We start from the raw sequence: 24697 nt of genomic DNA on the forward strand, positions 1-24697 counted from the left end.
CAGATTGCTCGGTGCTGCGGGCTGCTGTTAGGGTCGGGGCCAGGTGTCGGCGCTGATGTCGCCGGTTCGCCTGACATCAATCTCACATCCCGCCCGTCGACACTTTCGAACCGAACATTCCGCAGCGGAGTCGATAGCGCGCAAGGGAGCTTGAGAATGGTGGCGGAAAACACCGACTGCGGCACCGGGACGGATCGGGACGCCCTGCGCGCTGCGGTGTCCGAACTGCTCGGCATGGAACTGACCACGGCGGACGATGACAGCAACCTGTTCGAACTGGGCCTGCAGTCGCTGCACCTGATGCGACTGACCAGCCGGCTCAACGGCGCCGGTGCCGAGGTCACGTTCACCCAGCTGGCCACGGACCCGCGGCTGTCGGCCTGGGTCGGCCTGGTCGGTCCCACCGTGACCGCGACCGAGTCGGCAGCGCCCCCGCGACCCGCCGACGTCACCCGCCACGACCCGGACCGAGCCTTCCCGCTGACCCCGGTGCAGCAGGCGTACCTGTTCGGCCGCTCGGGTGACCATGCGCTCGGCGGCGTCGGTTGCCACAACTACCTCGAGTTCGAGTCGACCGGAGTGGACGCGCGGCGCCTCGAACGGGCGGTCCGGGCGTTGCTGGCCCGCCATCCGATGTTGCGGGCACGGTTCGCCGACGATGCGACCCAGCAGATCCTGCCCGAGCCGGTGTGGCCCGGCCTGACCGTGCACGACTTCCGCGACCGTCCCGCCGGTGACGCGGCGGCCGCGGCGCTGGATCTGCGCGACCGTCTCTCGCACCGCATCCTGGAGGTCGGCCGCGGTGAGGTGATCGACGTGCAGCTCACCCGGCTACCCGACGGGGTGGACCGGCTGCACTTCAACGTGGATCTGCTGGCCGTGGACCTGGCCAGTTTCCGGGTGATCCTGTCGGAGTTGGTCGTCCTCTACGACGACCCGGAGGCCCTCGGCGAGGTCGGCTACACCTTCGGCCGGTACCTCGCCGAGCAGGCCGGCAACCGGTCCACCGAACGGGATCGCGCCCGCCCGTATTGGCAGCGGCGGCTGCCGGCGCTGCCCGGCGGGCCGAAGCTGCCCCTCGCGGTCGATCCGGACGCGGTCACCGTGCAGCGCTTCGCCCGTCGGTTCTTCGACCTCACCGTGGACCAGTGGCAGGAGTTCGAGCGCCGGGCCGGCGAGGCGGGACTGACCCCCGCGGCGGTGCTGGCCACCGCGTACGCCACGGTCCTGAGCCGCTGGAGTGGGGACGAGCACTTCCTGCTCAGTCTTCCGCTGTTCGACCGTGACCTCGACGTGCATCCCGAGATGCCCCGGCTGGTGGGCGACTTCTCCGGCCTGGTGCTGCTGGAGGTCGACCTCTCCGGCGACAGTTTCGCCGACCGCGCGCGCACCCTCCAGAAGCAGATGCACGAGGACATCGGGCACGCCGCGTACACCGGCGTCGATGTGCTGCGCGAGTTCACCCGCGCTGACCCGGAGTCGCCCCGCACGGCGCCCGTGGTGTTCTCCGTGGACCTGTCCGCGCCGCTGATCCCCGAGGAGTTCGCCGCCCGGTTCGGCGAACCGACATGGATGATCTCCCAGACTCCGCAGATCTGGCTCGACCACCAGATCTACCGCACCAGCGACGGCACCGTACGCCTGGTGTGGGACGCCGTCGAGTCGCTCTTTCCCGAGGGCATGCTGGACGAGATGATGTCGGCGTACGAGACGCTGGTCCGTGCGCTGGCCGCCGGTGCCTGGACGGGCGCGCTGCCGGAGATCGCTCTGCCGGCGGCATCGCGGCGCACGCGCGCGGCGGTCAACTCGTCGACCCGGGCGATGACCGAGAACCTCCTGCACACGCGGTTCTTCGCCGAGGCGGGTGACCGGGCCGGGCGGCCCGCGCTGCTGTGGGGGGAGCAGGGGGCGCTGGCGCACGACGAATTCGCCGCGCGTGCCCTGCGCGTCGCCGGGGCGCTGGCCCGGCGCGGAGTGGGCCGCGGGTCGTACGTGGCCGTCCTGGCGCCCAAGGGCGTACCGCAGATCGTGGCCGTGCTCGGTGTGCTCGCCGCCGGCGCGGCGTACGTCCCGATCGGCGTGGACCAGCCCGCCGAGCGACGGGCCCGCATCCTCGAACTCAGCGGTGCCCGGATCGTCCTCGACGGCAGCGGGCTGCTGGGCCCGGCCGACGTGGCTGCCGAGGTCCTCACCATCGACGCCGCCGAGCAGGCCGACCCGCTGGACGCTCCGGTGCCCGCCGACCCCGACGACCCCGCGTACGTGATCTTCACGTCGGGCTCGACCGGCCTGCCCAAGGGAGTCGAGCTCACCCACCGCGCGGCGGTCAACACCGTCGAGGACATCAACGAGCGGTTCGACCTTGGCCCGGCGGACCGGGTCCTGGCGGTGTCCGCGCTGGACTTCGACCTCTCGGTGTGGGACATCTTCGGGCTGCTCGCGGTGGGCGGCGCCGCGGTGCTGGTACCCGAGTCGGGCCGGCGCGACGCCACCGAGTGGCTGGGGTTGTGTCGCCGGCACGGCGTGACCATCTGGAACACGGTCCCCGCCCTGCTGGACATGCTGCTCACCGCCGCTGACGACGCCCACCTTCCGGACACGCTGCGCCTCGCTCTGCTCTCCGGTGACTGGATCGGGCTCGACCTGCCCGGCAGACTGGCCGGCGCGACCGACGGACGGTGCCGCTTCATCTCGCTCGGTGGTGCCACGGAGGCGGCGATCTGGTCGAACTCCTTCGAGGTCGTCGAGGCGCCGGCCGGCTGGCGCTCGATCCCCTACGGCACGCCGCTGCGGAACCAGAAGTTCCGCGTGGTGGACAGCCGCGGACGGGACTGCCCCGACTGGGTGCCCGGCGAGTTGTGGATCGGCGGCGCCGGGGTGGCGCTTGGCTACCGGGGCGACACCGAGTTGAGCGCGGCCCGCTTCCCGGTGGTGGATGGCGAGCGCTGGTACCGCACCGGTGACCTGGGCCGGTACTGGCCCGACGGCAACCTGGAGTTCCTGGGCCGCCTCGACCACCAGGTGAAGATCAACGGCTTCCGGGTGGAGCTGGGCGAGATCGAGTCGTGCCTTCAGGCGCACCCCGAGGTCGCTCAGGCCGTCGCCGTCGTGGTCACCGAAGGCCGACGCGAGGTGGTCGCCGCCGTGGTCGAGCGCGGGCCCGCACCGGATTCCGGTCTCCCGGTCGTCGAGCGCGGCAGCGGGCGACCGGGCGACGAATTCCTGCCACCTGTCATCGGCGCGGCCGAGGAAGACCCGCTGCTGCTCGAACATCAGCTGGTCGAGGTCCTGCTGGCCGAGGTCGTCGCGCCGCTGATCGAGCCGGCGGACCCAACGTCCACGGTCTGCGCCGCGCAACGACCGGTGGTGGACGTCTGGCTCGACTATCTGGCGCACCGTGACGTCCTGTCCGGCACACCCGACGGGTACGCGCCCGGGCCGAGGTGGGCCGAGGTCACGGACGCGCGGTGGGTCAAGCGGATCCGGGACAACACGATCGGCACCCGTCTCGCACCGGTCACGACCGCCCTGGAGTGGGCCGCGCCGCTCTACTCGGCCATCCTGTCCGGTGCCGCCGAGGCCACCGCGTTGCTGGACGACCCGGTACTGGCCCCGGAGGCGCTCAACGACCTGATGCCCGCCACCGCCGAGTGTCTCGCCGCCATCGCGCACGACCTGACGGAACGTGGCGGCACGGCGCCGCGCGTGGTGGCCGAGTGGCAGCCCGACAGCGGTCGCGGCACGGCTCGGCTGCTGGCGGCACTGCCCGGGGACGCGGCCGAGTACACGCTGCTCGGGGCCGCCCGGCCGACCCTGGCCAAGGCAGAGGCGTCGCTGCGTGAGCGCGGGCACCGCGTCCGGGTCGCGGTGCAGGGTACGGACGCCATCGCCGCACCACACGTACACACCTTCGACGCCGTCGTGGCGAACAACGTCCTGCACCGGATGCCCGACCCGGAGACGGCGGCGGTGACCATGGGTCTCCTGCTCGCCGCCGGCGGCCGGCTGTACCTGCTCGAACGCGCCCACCCGACGCCGCTGGCCCTGGTGACCGCGCTGCCGCTCGAGGCGCGTGCCGGCCGGTTCGACGGTGACGGGCCGGCCGGCTGGCTCCACGGCCCAGAGCGTTGGACGCGCGCCCTGAGCGCGGCGGGGCTGAGTGACGTACGGGTACTGCGCACCGAGGCCACCGGCGAGATCCTGCTGACCGCGGACCGGCCCGCCGCCACCACCGGCGGCGTGGACCCGGACCGGTTGCGCCGGTGGGCCGAGGAGCGGCTGCCCGAGCACATGGTGCCCGCCCACGTCGCCGTGCTGCCCGCGCTGCCGCTCAGCGCCAACGGCAAGGTCGACCGGCGACGGATCCAGGTGGTCCTCGAACAGGCGGTCGACCGTCCACGCGACGTGGGCGCTCCGCCGAGGGGCGGCACCGAGGCGTTCGTCGCCGACCGTTGGGCCAAGCTGCTCGGTCTGGACGCCGTGGGTCGCGACGAGAACTTCTTCCGGCTCGGCGGCGACAGCCTGCTCGCCACCCGCTTCGTCGCCGAGGTACGGGGGGCGTGGGGCGTCGAGCTGCCCATGCGCGACGTCATGCGGGCCGCGACGGTCGCCGGCCTGAGCGCGCTCATCGACGAGCTGCGCGAGGCGACGGGTGGCACGAGCCCCGCCGGCTGGGACACCACCGAGGACTTCGAAGAGGGTGCGGTGTGAACGCCAGCGATCTGCTCGACGAGTTCGCCAGCGCCGGCATCCGGGTCTGGCGGGAGGGCCAGCAGCTGCGGTTCCGTGCTCCCCGCGGCAGCATGACCGACGAACTGCTCACCCGGCTGCGGCAGAGCAAGGCCGAGCTGCTGGCCAGCATGTCCGACACCACCGGCAACGCCGCCGAGCAGCTCGACCCGGTGTGGCGGGACCAGCCGGAGGCGCGGGACGAGCCCTTTCCGCTGACCGACATCCAGTCGGCCTACCTGTTCGGACGCAACCCGGCCTTCGCCTACGGCGGCGTCTCCTGCCATCTCTACCAGGAGTTCGAGTACCCGGCGGACATCGACCCGGAGCGGATGCGGCAGGCGTGGGACGGCCTGGTACGCCGCCACGACGCCCTGCGGACGGTCATCCAGGAGGACGGCTCCCAGCGGGTGCTGCCCGCGCCACCGCGCACCGGCCTCACGGTGACCGACCTGCGCGGGGCGCCGGCCGACGCCGTACGACAGACGATCGTCGGGGTGCGCGACGAGCTGTCGCACCGGGTGCACCCCACCGGCGAGCGGCCGATGTACGAGCTGCGCCTCACCTTGACCGCCGACCGTAGCGTGCTGCACGTTTCCGTGGACTTCATGGCGTTGGACTGGCTCAGCCTGCAACGTGTGCTGGCCGAACTCGACCGCCGTTACCGGCAGCCGGACTGCGTCCTGCCCCCGCTGGAGGCCACCTTCCGGGACTACGTCCTCGCCGAACGTCGGCTGCGGGACACCTCCCGGTACAGCCGGGACCGCGCGTACTGGCTGGCGCGCGTCGACGAACTGCCCGGTGCCCCGGCGCTCCCGCTGCGCGACGACCATGACCCGGTCACCGCACCGGCGCGGTTCCGCCGCCTGGCGGCCACCGTCGACGACCGGGTGTGGCGGTCACTGAAGGCGCGCGCCGCCGGACACGGCATCACCCCCGCCAACGCCGTGCTGGCCGCCTACACGGAGACGATCGGTCGCTGGAGCGGCAACGACCGCTTCTGCGTCGGGCTGCCGGTACTCAACCGGATGCCGCTGCATCCGCACGTCGACAACCTGCTCGGCGACTTCACCTCGCTGAGCGTGCTCGCCGTGGACCGCCCGGGGCGTACGAGCTTCGCCGACCGGGCGCGTGCCCTCGGCGAGCGGGTCTTCGACGACCTCGACCACCGGCTGTTCAGCGGCGTGGAGGTGCTGCGCGAGCTCGCCCGGCGTCGCGGCCGCGACGCCGCGGCGGTGCTGCCGGTGGTGTTCACCGGCGCGATCGGGGTCGGCGGCGGCGAACCGTCGGTGGCCGGCCGCAAGCCGAGGCCGGTGTACGGGGTGAGCCAGACCCCGCAGGTGTGGATCGACTGCCAGGTGGGCGACCAGTTCGGTGGCCTCGACATGAACTGGGATGTCCGGGAGGGAGTCTTCCCCGAACACGTGGTGGACGAGATGTTCGCCGCGTTCGTGCACCTGCTGCACCAGTTGGCCGCCGACGACACCACGTGGGCTGCGGTCGATCCGCAGCCGCTGCCGAGCCCGCAACGAGCCCGCCGGACCGCCGCGAACGCGACCGACGCGCCTGTGCCGGCTGGCCTGCTGCACGAGCCGCTGGTCGCCTACGCGCGCGAGCATCCGGACCGGGTGGCGGTCATCGACGCCGCCGGGTCGATGACCTACGGTGACTGGCTGGCCCGCGCGGCCGGGGTCGCCGAACGGTTGCGCGTCGCGGGATGCCGGCCCGGCGACCTCGTCGGCGTCCTGATCGACAAGTCGTGCGAGCAGGTTGTGGGTGTGCTCGGTGTGCTCCTCGCCGGCGGCGTCTACGTACCCGTGGACATCGGTCAGCCCGCTGTGCGCCGGGACCGCATCCTCGTCGACAGCGGCGCCCGGTTCGCGGTCGTCGCGGGCGCGTCGGTCGGTACGCTGCCGGCCGAGGTCGCCAGCGTCGATGTGACCGGCGCGCCGCCGGTGCCGCTGTCGGAGATCCCGACCGACTCCGGGCCGGAGCAGACCGGACTGGCCTACGTCATGCACACCTCGGGTTCGACCGGGACGCCCAAGGGTGTGATGATCAGCCACCGGGCCGCCACCAACACGGTGCACGACATCAACGAGCGCTTCGACGTCACCGGTTCCGACCGGGTTCTCGGGCTCGCCGCGTTGAGTTTCGACCTGTCCGTCTACGACCTGTTCGGCCCGCCCGCCCGTGGCGCCGCGCTGGTGCTGCCCGACCCGGCGCGGCGTGGCGACCCGTCACACTGGGCGGCGATGGTGGCCGCCCACGGTGTCACGCTGTGGAACTCGGTTCCCGCGCAGTTGCAGATGCTGATGCACTACCTGGACGTGGAACCCACGGCCCTGTCCAGCCTGCGTCTGGCGCTGTTGTCCGGAGACTGGATCCCGCTGTCGCTGCCGGGACACGCCGCACGGCACGTGCCCGACGCCGAACTGGTCAGCCTCGGCGGGGCCACGGAGGCGGCGATCTGGTCGAACTACCACCGCATCCGGACGGTTGATCCACACTGGCGCAGCATCCCGTACGGACTGCCGTTGGCGAACCAACGCTTCCACGTGCTCGACTCCGCGCTGCGCGACCGCCCCGATCTGGTCGCCGGTGAACTGTTCATCGCGGGTGTCGGCCTGGCGGACGGCTACCTCAACGACCCGGCGCGGAGCGCCGAGCGCTTCATCCGCCACCCGGAGACGGGGGAGCGGCTGTACCGCACCGGTGACCTGGGTCGGTACCTTCCCGACGGAGAGATCGAGTTCCTCGGCCGGGCCGACCAGCAGGTCAAGATCCGTGGCCACCGGATAGAGCTGGGCGAGATCGAGGCGGTGCTCGGCGAGCACCCCTCGGTCAGCACCTGCGTGGTCCTGGCGTCCGGCGACGACACGCTCGAACGCGCGCTTGTCGCGTTCGTGGTGCCGCAGCGACCGCCCGGCACGGTCGAGCCCGCCGAGGTCGTCGCGTGGGTGGCCGAGCGGCTGCCCGCGTACATGGTTCCCGCGCGGGTACGTGTCGTCGAGGCGTTGCCGTTGACCGCGAACGGGAAGGTCGACCGCAAGCGGCTGCTGGAGTCGACGCCCACGCCGACCGCCGTGCGCGCCGGGCGGACCGAACCGCCACGTCGGGGCGTCGAGCAGCACCTCGCCCAGTTGTGGGGTGAGGTGCTCGGCGGTCCGCCGCCGAGCCGGGAGCTGGGGTTCTTCGACGCGGGCGGCAACTCGTTGCTGGCGGCGCGGTTCGTCGGGCAACTGCGGGAACAGCTGCCCGAGGCCGCCCGGTTGCCGTTCGACGTACTGCTGCGCGCCCTGCTCGACGAGCCGACGGTCGCGGGCCTGGCGGCGCGGTTGGCGTCGGAGCCGGCGGCGGAGCCGGTGGCGGCTGCCACGGCGCGACGGTCGTCACTGGTCCCGCTCGGCGGCGCGGCCCAGGGGCCGGTGCGGCTGCTCGTGCACGATGGCACGGGCACCCTCACGGCGCTGCGGGCGGTGGCCGGCGGGCTCGGCGCGGGCGGGCCGGTGTTCGGCCTCGTCGCGCCGGACAGCGGCGCGACCGGCGAGATCGACGACGCCACCCTGGTCGAGGACCTGGCGGTACGCTACGCGGGTGAGATCCGGGCCGCCGGATTCGACGACGTCGAGCTGATCGGCTACTGCCTCGGTGCCTCGATCGCCCTGGAACTGGCCAGGGCGCTGAGCGAGGCCGGGACGACGGTGCGACTGACGGTCCTGTCCGGACACCGCGTTCCGTACCGGGTGGACGACGAACTCGTACAGGACTACGCCTTCGCGCGGGCGGCCGGCGTCGACCCGGCGACCCTCGGCTGGGCCGTCGACGAGGCGGTCGTCGATCGGGCGATCATGACCGTGCTGGCGGACTCGCCGGGAGTGGTGCCGGCGGGTGCGCTCGGACGACTGACCGGTGACGAGCAGTTGACCGCGGTCGCCGAGCGGTTCTGCGCCCTCGGGCGGCGCCCAACCGCCGAAAGGCAGGCTCAGCTGCATCAGGCTGTCGCCGACCGGGACCCGGCGTGGGGCGGCCCGGAGCGGGTGGCGGCGGCCCACATCCTTTTCGTGCGGACCCTCCGGGCGGTGGCGCGGCACGAACCCGAGCCCTACGCCGCAGACGTCACTCTCCTGCGGCCCACGGTGGTCGGGGATCTGCTGCCGGGGGCCGGCGCCGAGGCGACCCGCTTCTGGCCGGAGGTCTGTCTCGGCGAACTGACGGTCGTCGACGTCCCTGGTGACCATTTCAGTTGTCTCCAGCCGTCGCAGGTGGCGACGGTGCTCGCGGCGTTGGAGGCTCGCCGGTGAGCGGCCCTGCGTTGGGCCCGATGCGCGTCGTCGTGTGCGGTACGCGGTTCGGCCAGGTCTACCTGTCGGCAATTGCCCGCGCCCCGGAGCGGTTCGAACTCGCCGGCATCCTGGCTCGGGGCAGCACCCGGTCGGTGGCCCTGGCGAAGGAGTACGGGGTCCCGCTGTACTCCACAGTGGCCGAGCTGCCCGACGACGTCGACGCCGCCTGCGTGGTGGTGTCGACCGCGGTCGGCGGTGGGCCGGGTGTCGAGCTGGCCAAGGCACTGCTCGACCGGGGCATCCACGTGCTTCAGGAACATCCGGTGCACCCGGCGGAGCTGGCGGACTGCCTGCGGGCGGCGCGCCGCGCCGGAGCCCAGTACGTGGTCAACACCTTCTACCCGCATGTGCAGCCGGTCCGGCAGTTCATCTCCGCCGCCCGCACGCTGGTCCGGCTGCGCAAGCCGGTCTTCGTCGACGCGGTGTGTGCGGTGCAGGTCTGCTTCGACCTGCTGGACATCCTCGCCGAGATCTTCGACGGGCTGCGGCCGTGGTCGTTGGCGGCTGTCGGCAGCCGGACCGGCCGGCCGCTGACCAGCGTGGACGGGCAGGTCGCCGGGGTACCGCTGACGCTGCGGGTGGAGAATCGGTTGCAGGCGGGCGACGACAGCACGAGTCTGCTGCTGCACCGGGTCACCGTCGGCACCGACGCCGGCAACCTGATGCTGGCCAACACCCATGGTCCGGTGCTGTGGAATCCGGTGCTGCGTACCCCGGCGGATCCGGCGGGCGTTTTCCTCACGGGCGCGGTGGCCACCGACACGCGGTGGTCGGACGTGCTCGGACCCACCGCGGACTACGTGGGCCCGGCAGAGACACCCACCTGGTCGGGCGTGGTGCGTGAGCTGTGGGGGGACGGTGTGCTGACCGCCCTCGACGACCTGCGCGAGCGGATCGACGCGGGCGTGGACCCGTTGCGGGGCGGCCAGCGACACCTGGCCGTCGCGACCGCCTGGAAGGAGCTGACCGAGGCACTCGGCTATCCCGAGGTGGCTGCCCCGGATCCGGGTGACCCGCTGGTGGTCACCGATCTCCGCGGTGCGCCACAACCTGTTCATTCGCGGCATGCCGGTTCACGGTAGCTCGGTGGATGGGTTCGGGGTAGAGTAATTCTCGAACGTGTTTGAAAATAGGGACGGGAGAGCGATGAGTGCGACCCACTCCGTTGAGGCAGGAGAGCAGTCCACGCCGTCATCGGGAGGCACTCCCACGGGACGGCAGCCGGTGAACACGGGGCCGTTGCTGCGCGCCCATGCCCCGAGCTTCGCGGTCGTCGTGGTCCTGCAGGTCATCGGCGCCGTCGCCGGTCTGGCACCGCTGTTCGCGGTGATCGAGCTGGGGCGCGCCCTGCTGTCGCCCGGTCCGGTTGACTCCGACCGGGTATGGACCTTCGTGATCCTCGGCGCGATCGGTCTGTTCGTCCGACTGGTCTTCACCGGCGCGTCGTCGGGGCTCGGTCACGTCCTCGACGGCAAGGTGCAGCTGTCGCTGCGCCGGGCGCTGGCCCGCAGCCTCGGTCAGGCGCCCATCGGTTGGCTCTCCCGCCGTCGCAGCGGCGAGCTGGCGAAGGTGGTCGGTGACGACGTCGCCGCCGTGCACCCGTTCATCGCCCACGCTCCCGGCGAACTGGTCTCCGCTTTCGTCGTGCCGTTGGTGTCGCTGGTCTACCTGCTGACCGTCGACTGGCGGCTCACCCTTATCACCCTGATCCCCGTGGTGCTGGCCATTGCGCACGTTCCGTTGCTGATGACTCCGGCGCGTACCCGCGAGCAGCAGAACTTCGACGCGGCGATGGGCCGCATCGCCACCTCCGTCGTCGAGTTCGTGCAGGGCATCGCCGTGGTCAAGGCGTTCGGCGGCTCCGAGCGTGCGCACCGCAAGTTCCTCACCGCCGCCGACGAGTTCGTCGACATCTTCACCCGCTGGGTACGCGGCGTCTCCGCCGTCGCCGCCGGTATGCAGTTGGCGCTGTCGCCGCCCTTCGTGCTGCTGGTGGTGCTGATCGGCGGCACGGTGCGGATCACCGCCGGCGACATGGCCCCGGTGGACCTGCTCCCCTTCCTGCTGCTCGGGCTGGGGCTGACCGCTCCGGTCGCGGCCCTCGGCCACGGCTTCGACGACATGCAGGCAGCCGGCCGTGCGGTGAGCCGCATCCGCGAGGTCCTCGGGGTGGGGGCGCTGCCGCAGCCCGCGCGTCCGGCCACCCCACAGGACAATCGGGTGGAGCTGCGGGACGTCCGGTTCAGCTACGACGACGACGGCCCCGAGGTGCTGCGCGGGATCGACCTGACACTGGAACCGGGCACGCTCACCGCGGTGGTCGGGCCGTCCGGCAGCGGAAAGTCCACGCTTGTGCAACTGCTGCCCCGGTTCTTCGACCCGACGGACGGCTCGGTGCGCCTCGGTGGCGTCGACCTGCGCGACATCGACAGCCGAGAGCTCTACCGTCGAGTTTCCTTCGTCCTCCAGGACGTCCGGCTGCTACGTGCGTCGGTCGCGGACAACATCGCGCTGGCGGTTCCGCACGCGACCACCGAGGACGTGATGCGCGCCGCCCAGCTGGCGCACATCCACGACCGCGTACTCGCGTTGCCCCGTGGCTACGAGACCGTGATCGGCGAGGAGGTCAAGCTCTCCGGCGGTGAGGCGCAACGCATCGCCATCGCGCGTGCCCTGGCCGCCGACACACCCGTGCTGGTACTGGACGAGGCGACCGCCTTCGCGGACCCGCAGACAGACCAGGCGGTACGACAGACCCTGGCGACGCTGCGCGACCGGACCGTCCTGGTCATCGCCCACCGTCTGGAGACCATCGCCGACGCCGACCTCGTCGTGATGCTGGAGGACGGAGCGGTCGTCGAGCAGGGCAGACCGACCGACCTGCTCGCCCGGGACGGAAAGTTCGCTGCCTTCTGGCGGACCCAGCAGTCGGCCGTCGCCGACGACAGCGAAGCCCGCGCTGGTGCACTGCAAGGAGACCTTTCCCGATGATCAGAATGTTGTTGCGGGTGCTCGGCGACGAGTACGCCAAGCCGATGCGTCGTACGGTCGCCCTGATGACGGTGACCGCCGTGCTGGAGGGTCTGCTCTACGCGTTGCTGGTGCCCGTGCTGCGGGCCCTGTTCGGGGACACCCCGTCGGACGCCTGGCCGTGGCTGATCGCGTTCGGAGTCTCCGTCGCGGTCTACGCGGTGCTGCGGTACGTCAGCGATCTGTCCGGCATGCGCGTCGGGACCACGATGCTGCGGGGCATGTACCACGGCCTGGGCGAACACCTGGCCCGGTTGCCCATCGGCTGGTACAACGCCGCCCGGGTGGGCGAGGTGTCGGTCATGGCCAGCCGTGGCCTGCTCGCGGCGATGGGCGTGTCGGCGCACCTGCTCGGGCCGTTCATCTCCGCCTGCGTGACGCCGCTGACGATCGTTGCCGTGATCACGGTGTTCAACTGGCAGCTCGGGCTGGCCGCGCTGGTGGCCGCGCCGCTCGTGGTGCTGACCCAGCGATGGACCGCGCGGTTGATGGCCGCCAACGACGCCGACAACGCCGCGCGCAACAACGAGGCCAGCGCCCGGGTCATCGAGTACCTCCAGGCCCAGCCGGTGCTGCGGGCCGGTGGCCGCAGTGGCGAGCGGTTCGGCTTGCTCGACGACGCGTTGCAGGGCGTGGAGCGGGCCTCCCGCCGGCAGACGATGTCGGTGCTGCCCGGCGCGGTGGGTCTGACGGTCATCGTGCAGGCCGTCTTCACCACCGTGCTGGTCCTGGGGACCTATCTCGCGCTCGACGGCGACCTCGGCGCTGCGGAGGTGCTGTCCATTCTGGTGCTCGCGGCCCGAAGCGCCGACCCGCTGCTGTCCCTGTCCGACATCGGAGGCAAGCTGCGTACCGCCCGTGCCGAGCTGGACCGGCTCGACAAGGTGCTGCGCACCGAGCCGCTGCCCGAAGCGGACCAGCCGGTCCGGCCACAGCGGTTCGACCTGGAGTTCGACGCGGTCACGTTCCGCCACGGCGATCGCACCGTGTTCGACGAGGTGTCGCTGTCGGTGCCGCAGGGGCAGCGGTTGGCCGTCGTCGGTCCGTCCGGCGCGGGCAAGAGCACGCTGCTCCAGCTGATCGCCCGGTTCTACGACGCGGAGTCGGGGGCGGTGCGGGTGGGCGGTGTCGACGTCCGACAGATCGACCCGGCCGTGCTGATGGCCCAGATCGCCATCGTCTTCCAGGACGTTTACCTCTTCGACGGCACGATCGAGGAGAACGTACGACTCGGTCGGCCCGACGCCAGCGACGCCGAGGTGCGGGCGGCGGCGACCGCCGCGCGGCTCGACGAGGTCGTCGAGCGGCTGCCCGGTGGATGGGCCGCGAATGTCGGCGAAGGCGGCGCGTCGCTCTCCGGCGGAGAGCGTCAGCGGGTCTCGATCGCGCGGGCACTGTTGAAGGACGCACCGATCGTGCTGCTCGACGAGGTGACCTCGGCTCTCGATCCGGTGAACGAGGCGGCCGTCCACGATGGCATCGAACGTCTGATGGCGGGTCGGACGGTGGTCATGGTCGCGCATCGGATGCGGACCGTCCAACGCGCCGATCGCGTTGTCTTCATCGATGACGGACAGTTCGTCGAGGAGGGCAGCCACGACGAGTTGCTGCGTCGCGGCGGGCGGTACGCCGACTTCTGGAGTCTTTCCATGGTCTCCGGCGCGAGCGAATGAGTTGCCCTGATGTCGGCCGGTGAGCTGGTCGCGGGGGCCTTCCGCAGGCTCGCTCCCCGGCCCTACGCCCGTGCCCGCGTGGTGCTGTTTCCGCACGGTGGGGGCAGCGCGAGCTACTACCGCCCGTGGCTCACAGCAGCGCCCTGGGACGTCGAGTTCCTCGCCGTGCAGTACCCAGGTCGGGAGGACCGGTTCGCCGAACCGGTCCCCGCGGACATGCGTGGTCTGGTCGACACCCTCGCGGCGGACCTGCCGTTGGCAGGGCCGCCGACACCGACCGTTCTGTTCGGGCACAGCATGGGCGCGGTCGTCGCGTACGAAGTGGCCCGCCGTCTCACGGCGGCGGGTGACCCGCCGGCGGCGCTTGTGGTGTCCGGGCATCCCGCGCCGCACCTGGCCAGACCGGGTCAGGTGCATCTCGGCAGCGACGACGAGCTGATCGAGGAGTTGCGCCGCACCGAGGCGACCCATCTGGACATCCTCGACGACCCGGTGCTCATTCAGGCGTTTCTTCCGGTCATCCGGTCCGACTATCGCCTGAGCGAGACCTACCGGCCGCTGCCCGGTGTGCGGCTGCGGGCACCGGTCACCGTGCTCCACGGCGACCGGGATCCGGAGGTCACCGTCGCCGAGGCCACCGGCTGGCACGACGCCACCGACGGCGCGTGTGAGCTCCACGTCTTCCCTGGCGGTCACTTCTACCTGGACGAGCACCGTGACGCGGTGGTCGAGCTTCTCACGGCGCGCGCCCGCGCGGTCTCCGCCACGTCGGCGGTGCCGTGGCCGTCCACCCCCTGACCCGGACCGACGAGCATCGCGCACGACACGAGTGGAATGAGGACGATATGTGTGGTATTGCCGGCTGGGTATCGTTCGACGCCGACCTGACGCGCCAGCGGGAAACGCTCGACGCGATGACCGAGACCATGGCCTGCCGGGGGCCGGACGACCGAGGGACGTTCGTGCGTACGCACGCCGCGCTGGGACACCGGCGCCTCGCGGTCATCGATCTGCCTGGCGGCGTGCAGCCGATGAGCGTGGGTACGCCCGCCGGTGAGGTGGCTCTGGTCTACTCGGGAGAGGTCTACAACTTCCGGGAGCTACGCGAACGGCTCACGGCGCTCGGGCACACCTTCCGGACCGAGAGCGACACCGAGGTCGTGCTTCACGGGTACCTGCAGTGGGCGGAGAGCGTCGTGGACCACCTGGAGGGCATGTACGCCTTCGCGGTCTGGGACGAGCGTGACCAGAAGCTGCTCCTCGTACGTGACCGGATGGGGATCAAGCCACTGTTCTACTACCCGACGCCGGACGGGGTCCTGTTCGGTTCCGAGCCCAAGGCGATTCTGGCGAACCCGCTGGCGCCCAAGGTGGTGGACACCGATGGGCTGCGTGAGCTGTTCGCCCAGACGAAGGCACCCGGGTGGGCGCTGTGGAAGGGCATGCACGAGGTATTGCCCGGGGCGTTGGTCACGGTGGACCGCGCCGGGATCAGGCAGCGCGTCTACTGGCGCCTGCGCGCGGTCGAGCACACCGACAGCCTCGACGACACCGTGGCCCGGATACGTGACCTGCTCACCGACGTGATCGACCACCAGCTGATCTCCGACGTGCCGCAGTGCGTCCTGCTCTCCGGCGGCCTGGACTCCAGCGCGATCACCTCCATCGCCGCGCAGCGGCTCGGTTTGCGGGGCGAGCAGGTGCGCAGCTTCTCGGTGGACTTCGTCGGCCAGGAGGACAACTTCGTACCCGACGAGATGCGCGACACCCCGGACTCGCCGTTCGTGCGCGACGTGGTGGCCCACGTCGGGTCGGCACACCGGGACGTGGTGCTCGACCCGGCCGAGCTGTCCGACCCCGCGGTGCGGCGCGCTGCCGTGGCCGCCCGCGACATCCCGAACGGCTTCGGCGATCTCGACCTGTCGTTGTACCTGCTGTTCAAGGCGATCCGGCAGCACTCCACTGTGGCGTTGTCCGGGGAGGCGGCGGACGAGGTGTTCGCCGGGTACCCGTGGTTCCATCACGAGGCGGCCCTGAACGCCGGCACGTTCCCGTGGATGACCGTGATCCCGCCGCTGACCCTGCCGGGCCGTACTGATCACATCGAGGCGGGACTGCGCGAGCGGCTCGACGTCGGCACCTACACGGCGGATCAGTACGCTGCGGCGCTCGCCGAGGTGGAGCACCTGGACGGGGAGTCCGCGGCGGAGCGACGCATGCGGATCGCCTGTCACCTGCACCTGACGCGGTTCGTGCGTGCCCTTCTCGACCGCAAGGACCGGCTGTCGATGGCGGTGGGGCTCGAGGTGCGGGTGCCGTTCTGCGACCACCGTCTCGTCGAGTACGTCTACAACACGCCCTGGTCGATGAAGGTCTCCGACGGCCGGGAGAAGAGCCTGCTGCGTCAGGCCGCCGCCCATGTACTGCCCCGGTCGGTGGTGGAGCGGGTCAAGAGCCCGTACCCGTCGACACAGAACCCGGCGTACGCGGGAATCCTCCAACAGCAGGTGAAGGAGCTGGTGGCCGACCGGGAAGCGAAGGTGTTCGCGTTGATCGACCGGAACTGGGCCCAACAGGCCGTGGCGCAGGACCCGACGGGGATGCCGGTGGCGATGCGTGGTGCCCTGGAGCGGGTGCTCGACCTGCACACCTGGTTGGATCTGCACTCGCCTCAGCTGCGGCTCTAGGCGCGCCAGAGGCCGACCGGGCGAGCTGTCCGCGGCGCGGCGGCTGGGCCGGGGGCGCATTTCGGTGTGCGCGGTATGTCAGTGAGGCATGATCATGTCTCACTGACATATCTGTGTCGCCGGCAGCCAGTTGACGGCCGACATTCCTGGGCGACCGCGCCGCCCGGGCCGCGCTATCAGGTTCGCAGGGCCGGGTACCAGCTGACGCTGAACTCCGCCGGCGAACCGTAGGGCGGGATGCACAGCGAGATGAACAGCTCCAACTGGCTCGGATCGACGGTGTCCTGCCGGTCCGGCCTCTTCGTGGCGGCCATGGGGGCGGTGTGCACTCCGGTGCGCTGCGGTTTGACTGAGCTGCGCGCCGGTAGCAGGCCGTCGATCATCGCTGCCAGTGCCCGTTGGTGGGTCTCCCGCGCGTTGAGTTCGGCCCATCGGTCGGCGATCGTCGCCAACCGTGGGTGTGTGTCGGCGGTCAGTTGGGCGATGACCTCGTCCTGGTGGGCGGTGCCGGGGTGAGCGCGGCGGCGGGAGTTGGCCACCCGGATGATCAGGTTCCCGACGATGTAGTACCAGATCGTGCGGTAGACGTGGTGTGCCTCGTCGGCGGAATGGCCGTAGTCGATCGCGGCGTCCAGCATCTCCTCCACGATCCACAGCGCCGAGGGGCCGATCAGGTTGTCGCTGGTCAACACCTCGACGATCCAGGGACGTTCGGCGAGGAGGTCGTAGAGCAGGACCGAAGCGGCGATCAGCCGTTCCCGGGGATCGGCGGGCAGGGCCGGCCGGGAGATGTCCCGGGCCTGCGACTCCATCACCTGGACCAGCAGTTCGTCCTTGTCGCGGATGTGGTGGTAGAGCGCCATCGGGGCGCTGCCCAGTTCGTTCGCCAGGCGGCGCATCGACAGCCGCTCTAGTCCTTCGTCCTGCAGGATCCGGGTCGCCGCGTCGATGATCGCTTCCAGAGACAGGCGTGGTGGTCGACCGACGCGCCGGCTGCGGGGTACATTTGCGGGCATTTTCCCATCCTTCAGCTGCGGCACCCTCCACGTTGCAGGGCGGCCGCCGGGTCGCGGGACCGGGCCCGGGCCGGACTTCCGGGGCCGGTGGGACGACCGTGTGCGGGCACGCGAGTCCGGCGACGGTGTGTTGTCCGGCCAGGGGCGGCACCCGACACGTGTGTTGTCGCGTACCGCCCCTGGCCGTCACCGAGTGGGCCGCTCATGACGTACCGGCCGTCGGTCAGACCGCCTTTTCCGGCACGTCGACCAGCTCGCGGTCGTCCTGCTCGGCCTGGGTCGCCGGGCTGACGCGGGGAAGCACGACGAGCGCGATGACGGCGGCGACGATCCAGAGCCCGGCGCCGAGGGTCAGGGCGAAGGCGTACCCGTCGCTGAGCGCGCTGGGCGTGCCCTCCTTGCCGGAGTACTCGAAGGCGGCGGTGCTGAGCGCGGCGAGCCCGAGCGCGGCACCGATCTGACGGGAGCTGTTCAACAGGCTGGACGCCGTGCCGGTCTCGTGCTGAGCGACCCCGTGCGTGGCGGTGGAGACCATCGGCCCGAGGCAGAGCCCGAAGCCGACACTGGCGATCACCGACGGGACGAGGACGTCAGCGAGGAACGAGCCGTCGGAGTCGATCATGCCGAACCCGGCGAATCCGACCGCGCTGACCAGTGCGCCGGCGATCATCAGGGTGCGGGCGGGCACCTTGTAGCCGAGCTTGATGGCGATGACGGAGCCGACGACCACGCCGATCGCCAGTGGCAGGAACTTCAGCCCGGTCTCCGCCGGGCTGGTGCCGAGCACCCGCTGTAGATAGAGCGAGACGAAGTAGAAGGCCGAGGCCATGGTGGCGCCGAAGATGAGGTTGTAGGTGTTGGCGCCCGCGACCGAGCGGTTGGCCAACAGCCCGACCCGGACCAGGGGATCACGGGTGGTGGTCCGCTCGACGTAGACGAACGCGACGAGCAGCACGATGGCCGCCGCCAGGGTGCTGAGGGTGACCATCGAACTCCACGCGTACCGGTCCGTACGGACGATGCCGAGCACCAGCAGCGTCATGCCGCCGGTGGCCAGGAGAGCGCCAAGCACGTCCGGCCGGCCTTCGGGCGCGACCGGCAGATCCCTGGCGATGCCACGCCAGGTCAGGACCATGGCGAGCGCGGCCATCGGAGCGCTGACCCACATCACCCACTCCCAGCCGGCGTACTCGGTGAGCACGCCGCCGATCAGAACGCCGAGGGCGCCGCCCGCGGCATTCATCGCTGCCCACACGCCGAACGCCTTCACCCGGGCCTTGCCGCTCGGGAAGGTCGCGGTCAGCAACGCCAGCGCGGCGGGCGCCAGCATGGCGGCCCCGACACCCTGTGCGACGCGGGCAGCCACCAGGTGACCCGGTACGTCGGCGAAACCGCCCGCGAGGGAGGCGATGCCGAAGACGACAAGCCCGATGAGCAGGATCCGCTTGTGGCCGTACCGGTCGGCGATCTTGCCGCCGAGCAGGAGCAGCCCACCGAAGGCCAGGGCGTAGGCGTGGATCACCCAGGTCAGGCCCAGTTCGCTGAAGCCGAGGCTCTCGGCGATCTCCGGGAGACCGAGGTTCACGACTGACAGGTCCAGCGAAACCATGAACTGCACGACGGCCACCGCGGCCAGGGTGAGCCCTGGCCGGGCACCCCGGTCGAGTGCTGATTGTCCGTTGACTAATGCCTTGTTCGTCACCGCAAAACCGGTCCTCTGTCGTAGTGACGGGTAGCGTCCGACTTTTCGAACGCGTTCTGAAATTAACATCGGCCGTGGGCCGCTGTCTAGCGCGTCACGTGGAAGCAACCCGGTTGGTGGAGGGGGCATGATGGGGCGGTGCCCCAAGTCAATGCGCCGCGACTCAAAGCAGGCAGACCGCCGACGACATCTCGCGCCCAGATCCTGGCCGCCGCGCGTGGCCTCATCGATCGCAACGGGTGGGAGAGACTGACCATCCGCAAGCTGGCCGCCGAGATCGGCGTGGGGGCGACGACCCTCTACCATCACGTACAGGACAAAGAGGACCTTCTGTTCCTCTTGATCAATGAGTACGGAGAGCAGGTCTCCCACCCCGGTCTGCCGGAGGAGCCGCAGGAACGCGTCATCGCCGCGGCCGCCACGATCCACGACGCGCTGGCGGCCTGGCCGTGGGCCGCCGAGGTCCTCACCACCGACGGATTCATCGCCCGGCTGGGCGACTCGCCCCTGGGGCTGGTCGAGGCGGTCGTGGCCGGCGCCATCGACTACGGCTGCACCCCCGACCACGCCGTCTACGTCTTCCGCAGCATCTGGTACTACACGGTCGGGGAGATTCTCGTCCGATCACACACCGCGCGTCGGGGTGGCGGCGACGGGGGGAACCACCGAGGCGCGTTCTTCGGCAACATCGACCCCGAGAAACTGCCGCATCTCGCGGCGCTCGGTGACCGCTGGGCGGTGCTGGCGCCGCGCGACACCTATGTCGACGGCCTCCGCGCCCTCGTCGACGGGCTGCTCGCCCAAGGGGTCCAGGCCGAGTCGTAGGCGCGTCGGGTTGGGCGTCACGGCCCGCCGATCCGGCGGGCACCCCGGGGAGGTACGCGAACGTGCCCTCCCCGGAGTGCCGGCGGTGTCAGGCGACCGTGCAGGACGCCCCGTTGAGGGTGAACGAGCTGGGTCTTGCGGCGTCACCGGTGTGGGTGGCCTGGAAGCCGATCGTCAACGATCCGTTGGCGGGGATGCTGGCGTTGTACGAGACGTTCCTCGCCGTCACCTGTCCCGAGGTGGGGGAGTAGGTGGCGTTCCAGCCGCCGGTGATGTTCTGACCACCGGGCAGGGTGAACACCAGTGACCAGCCGTTGATCGCGCTGGTGCCGGTGTTGGTGATGGTGATGTTCTCGGTGAGCCCGTTGTTCCACGCGTTGACGGCGACGGCAACCCGGCAGGCGGCGGGGCCCGGCGGCGGGGTGGTCGGGTTCGGCGGTGGCGTCGTCGGGTTCGGCGGCGGGGTGGTGGGGTTCGGCGGCGGGGTGGTCGGGTTCGGGTTGGTCAGGCCGAAGAACTGGACGGCTGCCGCGGCCATGCCGCCGGAGGGCAGGCTGTGGCCGGCGCCCTGGATGCTGTACGCCTCGACCTGGACGGTGCCGCTGGTGTCGGCGAATCGGCGGCGGTTCCAGTTGGCCTGCGGCGTGTCGGTGGAGGTGGGCGTCTGGCTGAGCCCGAACACGTTGGTCCACTGCTCGACGGCTTCCTGCAGCAGTGAGAACGGCACGAGCGTGTCGTTGGTGCCGTGCCACAGCTGCACCCGGGGACGCGGACCGGAATAACCCGGGTATGCCTGGCGCACCGCGTCACCCCACTGCTGTGGGGTCCGGTTCATGTTGCCGCCGGTGCACTGGCTGCTCCCGGGTGGGTAGTCGGCAGCGTTGGCGAAGCAGTTGAACGGCACCCCCATGAACGCGGCACCGGCCTTGAACACGTCGGGGTAGAGGGCCAACATGTGGTTGGTCATCATCCCGCCGGACGAACTGCCCGTCGCGTAGACCCGGTCGGGGTCGGCGTTGTGCTGCTGTTGCGCGTACCGGATCATCGACATGATGGAGACCGGGTCGCTGCCGCCGCCGCGGCGCTTGGCGGCATCCGACCAGACGTCGAAGCAGTTGCCGAAGCCGGCCTGCTGGGTGGCGGACGGGTAGATCACGATGAAGCCGTACCGGTCGGCCTGGCTGGCGAACTCGCTACCGGAGTAGAAGCCGGGGCCTGAGCCGCCGCAGCCGTGCATTGCCACCACCGTCGCCGGCCTGGCCGGGCGGTTGTCCGGCACGTAGATGTGCATGCGCATCCGGCCGGGGTTGTCGCCGAAGCTGGTCACCTCGGTCAGCGAGGCCGCGTACGCCGGACTGAACGTGGGGGCCACCAGGCCGGCCGCGACCAGCGACACGGCCATGCCGAGCAGTAATTTCCTTCTGATTTTCACGGACGACTCCTTCGAACGCCTGCTCGCAGGCTGGGATCGATCTGCACGTTTGTGCTCGCGGGTGCGCCCAACTCCCCGCAGTGATCACGGCGTGTCCACCTCTGGCTTGCCCTGCCCGGCTCCGTGTGGCGTCGTGTAGCAGATATTGTTCTCCTGGGCCCAGGAAGTGTCAATCGACGCGCCTCGATCAACTGTGGCCCGCTTCTCGGCCGGGCCGCCGGACTGACGCATCGGCGTCCATCTACAGTCGATACCCCGTACCCGAGTCGAGTCCGGAGCGCCTGTGACTAGCCCGTTCCACATCGAGGAGATCTATTCCGACGACGGGAGCAACTCGCTCCGGATGCCGCGGCGACAGGTGGGCAACTCGCCCCAGGGTTTCGCGATGACGCTGCTGGCGGACTACACCCTGCGGACCCGCGCCGCGCTGCCCTCCGCCGCCATCGTCGCGCTGCTCACCGAGTCCGGGGTGACCACCGCCGGTGCCCGTACCGCGATCAGCCGGCTGGCCCGCCGTGGGGTGCTCGAAGGCAGTCGGCATGGACGCCGCAGCTCGTACCGGCTCAGCCGGGCGGCCGCCGCCAACCTCTCCAGCGGAGGCAACTGGATCCTCACCTCCACCACCGTCGCGGCGCCCTGGGACGGGTGCTGGACGATCGTTGCCTTCTCGCTGCCACAGGATCGCAACGCCCAGCGGCGGGCGCTGCGCAGCCAACTCCGCTGGCTCGGATACGCGCCGCTCTACGACGGCCTGTGGATCTCGCCGTACGAACTGACGACGCGGGCGCGGGCACAGCTCGAACAGCTGACCCTCGGCACCGTCACGGTGTTTCGGGGCCGCCAGAACGTGCTGGGTTCGATAAGTGATCGTGCCCCCATCGAGGCATGGGACATCGACGCCATCACCCGGCACTACGCGGAGTTCCTGGACCGTTGGACATCGCTGCTGCCACTGGTCAGCTCCGGGCAGGTCGACGGCGCCGCGGCGGTCCGAGCGCGTACCGAGGTGATGGACACCTTCCGCCGCTTTCCCACCCTCGACCCGCAGCTACCGGTGGAACTGCTGCCGCCCGGCTGGCTCAGGCAGCCGGCGCGGGAGCTGTTCGCGGCCGTGTACGACGGTCTCGCGCGCCCCGCCGAGCAGCACGTCCGAGCGGTCGTCGGGCGATTCACCGACAGCGCGCCGCTCGGCATCCGCGCCCACACCACCGCCGACCTGATCGCCGGAGTGCGCGACGACGCCGGTGCCAGCCCGACTGAAGCCGGGCAGGACGGCGAGTGGCAGAGTCCGGACCCGGCCGCCCACTGCGACGAGTTGACCGCCCGGGCCCCGGCTGAGCTGACCGCGCGGGCCCCGGCAGAGCTGACCTGACGAGCCGGTGGCCAGGACCCGACCGTCAGGCCGGCGGGCGTCGCGCGCTGTGGCTCATGCCGCCGCGACGCGCGGCAGCGTCGCGGTGACCGTCCAGCCTCGATCGAGGTTCGGCCCGGCGTCGACCGAGCCGCCGAGCAGTTGGGCCCGTTCGCGCATTCCGATCAGCCCGAAGCCGGTGGGCCCGAAGGCCCGTGGACCAGGAACCTCTCCGTCGTCGCTGACCCGTAGCTGCACCACCTCGTCGTCGCAGGCGACGCGCACCACGATGCGTGTCGCGTGCCGGGCGTGCCGGCGGGCGTTGGTGACCGATTCCTGGGCCAGCCGGTAGATCGCGGTGGCCACCGGCGTGGGCAACCCGTCGAGGTCACCGGAGAACTCCACCTCGACCGCCGGGCCCTGAGCGGAGCGGCCGGCCAGGTGTTCGAGGTCGGCGATGCGTGGGGCTGGCGTCCGGTCGGCCGGCTCGTCGCGGCGTAACACCCGCACCATCGCGCGCATCTCGACAAGCGCCCGGGTCGCCTCGGCCTCGATGATCCGCAACGCGTCGGCGGCAGCGGCCGGTTGCGTGTCGAGTACGGCCAGCCCGGCCTGGGCCCGGATCGCCATCGCGGACACGTGATGGGCGACGGTGTCGTGCAGATCGCGGGCCAGTCGCTCCCGCTCCAGCAGCTTCACCTGCTCGAACTCGCGTTGGCGGGCACGGGCCCGGTAACGCAGCGCGGCGCCGAGCGCGAGCGCGGCCGAGACCACCCCGGCCCCGGCCAGCGCGTCGCCCGGACCGAGGTGACCGGCCGCCGCCGACAGCGCGATCTTCGCGGCGACGATTGCCGCTCCGAGGGCCGCTGCACGCCCCGAGCCCCACCGCGACAGCGAGTACACCAGGATCAGCAGGTAGGCCAGCGTGTGCAGGCTGAGATCGCCGCCGACCACGGCCTCGCCGACGGCGCACACCGGGAAGGCGACCGCGGCCATGAGCAACGGCCTGGTCCGTCGCCAGAGCAGCACCGGGGCGAGGCCGACGCCGATCAGGACCGGCACGAACGCCGGCGCCGGCAGATGCGCGCGTACGAGCCCCTCCAGCAGGGCCGTCGCCACGAACACGCCGACCAGCAGCCAGTCCCGCCATCCGCGCGGCGGACCCGCCGGGCGCGGCTCGTGCCACCACGCTCGCAGCAGCTCCCGCACCACCCGATCGTACGGGCGGCCGAACCTCGACCACCAGTGGCGACAGCGCCGCCGTCGCCGCGCCGCCGGCACGGTCATCCACCGTGGCCAGTGGGGCAACGCCTGACCGAGTTGTCCCGGCTCCGGCAGGCCGAACGGCCCTGCCGCGCAGCCTCTCCCGGGGATCAGATGAGAGTGGACGTACCCGAGGAGGGGCTATGACACCTACGGACACCAGAGTCGACCTGGACCCGATCGACGTACGGTTTCGTGCCGGAGAGGCGTACGAGATCCGGGTACGCGATCACCGGCTGCTCGCCGACCAACCGGTCGACGCGGGTGGTGCGGACACCGCGCCCAGCCCCACGGAGCTCTTCGCCGCCTCGCTCGCCGCCTGCGTCGCGTTCTACGCCGGGCGTTACCTGACCCGGCACGGGCACGGTCGTGCCGGCCTGGCGGTGAGCGCGTCGTTCGAGATGGCCACCGACCGGCCGGCCCGGGTCGCGGCCATCCGGATCACCGTACGACCGCCGACCGACCTGCCGCCGGAGAAGTGGCCTGCGTTGCGTGCCGTGGCGAGCCACTGCACGGTGCACAACACACTGCTCAACGCGCCCGAGATCGAGGTCGACATCGGGTGAGCCGGCGACGGTCCGGCACCGGCGACGCCGATGAGTCGACGGCGGCACGGCACCGACGCCGCCGACAACGATCGGGCC

14 protein-coding genes are annotated in these 24697 nt (G+C 71.2%); 10 read left to right on the plus strand and 4 right to left on the minus strand.

Annotated features, from left to right (window positions below; translation table 11 throughout):
* Window positions 1-156: 156 nt before the first annotated feature.
* From O7624_RS29335 to asnB, 7 genes are all read left to right on the plus strand, one after another.
* A complete protein-coding gene (locus tag O7624_RS29335; RefSeq protein WP_282238179.1) occupies window positions 157-4710 on the plus strand; it encodes a non-ribosomal peptide synthetase in 4554 nt (1517 codons plus the stop codon).
* Window positions 4707-9032 (plus strand): amino acid adenylation domain-containing protein, encoded by a 4326-nt coding sequence (locus tag O7624_RS29340; RefSeq protein ID WP_282238180.1) that lies wholly within the window; start codon window positions 4707-4709, stop codon window positions 9030-9032. The genes O7624_RS29335 and O7624_RS29340 overlap by 4 nt, the downstream gene beginning before the upstream one ends.
* 20 nt (window positions 9033-9052) lie before the next feature.
* Window positions 9053-10156 carry a Gfo/Idh/MocA family oxidoreductase gene (locus O7624_RS29345; RefSeq protein WP_282238181.1) on the plus strand — a complete coding sequence of 368 codons (1104 nt, stop codon included), beginning with the start codon at window positions 9053-9055 and terminating at the stop codon, window positions 10154-10156.
* A 142-nt stretch (window positions 10157-10298) separates the two neighbouring features.
* Window positions 10299-12065, plus strand: a complete 1767-nt coding sequence (locus tag O7624_RS29350; RefSeq protein WP_282238182.1) for an ABC transporter ATP-binding protein — start codon at window positions 10299-10301, stop codon at window positions 12063-12065.
* On the plus strand, window positions 12062-13777 hold the full coding sequence (locus tag O7624_RS29355; RefSeq protein WP_282238183.1) for an ABC transporter ATP-binding protein: 1716 nt from the start codon (window positions 12062-12064) through the stop codon (window positions 13775-13777). The genes O7624_RS29350 and O7624_RS29355 overlap by 4 nt, the downstream gene beginning before the upstream one ends.
* 9 nt (window positions 13778-13786) lie before the next feature.
* Window positions 13787-14575: an alpha/beta fold hydrolase gene (locus O7624_RS29360; protein ID WP_282238184.1), complete on the plus strand. Its 789-nt coding sequence runs from the start codon at window positions 13787-13789 to the stop codon at window positions 14573-14575.
* 47 nt (window positions 14576-14622) lie between these two features.
* On the plus strand, window positions 14623-16464 hold the full coding sequence (asnB, locus tag O7624_RS29365) for an asparagine synthase (glutamine-hydrolyzing) (protein ID WP_093406786.1): 1842 nt from the start codon (window positions 14623-14625) through the stop codon (window positions 16462-16464).
* Between the two features lie 176 nt (window positions 16465-16640).
* On the opposite strand, the gene O7624_RS29370 is transcribed toward asnB, so the two are convergent.
* On the minus strand, window positions 16641-17480 hold the full coding sequence (locus tag O7624_RS29370; RefSeq protein WP_282238185.1) for a TetR/AcrR family transcriptional regulator: 840 nt from the start codon (window positions 17478-17480) through the stop codon (window positions 16641-16643).
* Between the two features lie 223 nt (window positions 17481-17703).
* Window positions 17704-19107, minus strand: coding sequence for an MFS transporter (locus tag O7624_RS29375; RefSeq protein WP_198413194.1), 1404 nt, complete (start codon window positions 19105-19107; stop codon window positions 17704-17706).
* Window positions 19108-19320: 213 nt separating this feature from the next.
* Between O7624_RS29375 and O7624_RS29380 the strand changes: the two genes are divergently transcribed.
* Window positions 19321-20007, plus strand: a complete 687-nt coding sequence (locus O7624_RS29380; protein ID WP_093406783.1) for a TetR/AcrR family transcriptional regulator — start codon at window positions 19321-19323, stop codon at window positions 20005-20007.
* 88 nt (window positions 20008-20095) lie between these two features.
* On the opposite strand, the gene O7624_RS29385 is transcribed toward O7624_RS29380, so the two are convergent.
* Window positions 20096-21439, minus strand: coding sequence for a PHB depolymerase family esterase (locus tag O7624_RS29385; RefSeq protein WP_282238186.1), 1344 nt, complete (start codon window positions 21437-21439; stop codon window positions 20096-20098).
* Window positions 21440-21722: 283 nt separating this feature from the next.
* Between O7624_RS29385 and O7624_RS29390 the strand changes: the two genes are divergently transcribed.
* The gene (locus tag O7624_RS29390) at window positions 21723-22811 is read left to right on the plus strand and encodes a PaaX family transcriptional regulator C-terminal domain-containing protein (protein ID WP_282238187.1); all 1089 of its coding nucleotides are present in this window, start codon (window positions 21723-21725) and stop codon (window positions 22809-22811) included.
* A gap of 54 nt (window positions 22812-22865) precedes the next feature.
* Here the strand turns inward: O7624_RS29390 and O7624_RS29395 are convergent, their stop codons facing one another.
* Window positions 22866-23999, minus strand: coding sequence for a sensor histidine kinase (locus tag O7624_RS29395; protein ID WP_282238188.1), 1134 nt, complete (start codon window positions 23997-23999; stop codon window positions 22866-22868).
* A gap of 197 nt (window positions 24000-24196) precedes the next feature.
* Between O7624_RS29395 and O7624_RS29400 the strand changes: the two genes are divergently transcribed.
* Window positions 24197-24619, plus strand: a complete 423-nt coding sequence (locus O7624_RS29400) for an OsmC family protein (protein ID WP_282238189.1) — start codon at window positions 24197-24199, stop codon at window positions 24617-24619.
* The last annotated feature ends 78 nt before the right edge of the window (window positions 24620-24697 follow it).

It is taken from the genome of Verrucosispora sp. WMMD1129 (assembly GCF_029581255.1).
In the GTDB taxonomy this organism is placed as follows: Bacteria; Actinomycetota; Actinomycetes; order Mycobacteriales; family Micromonosporaceae; genus Micromonospora; species Micromonospora sediminimaris.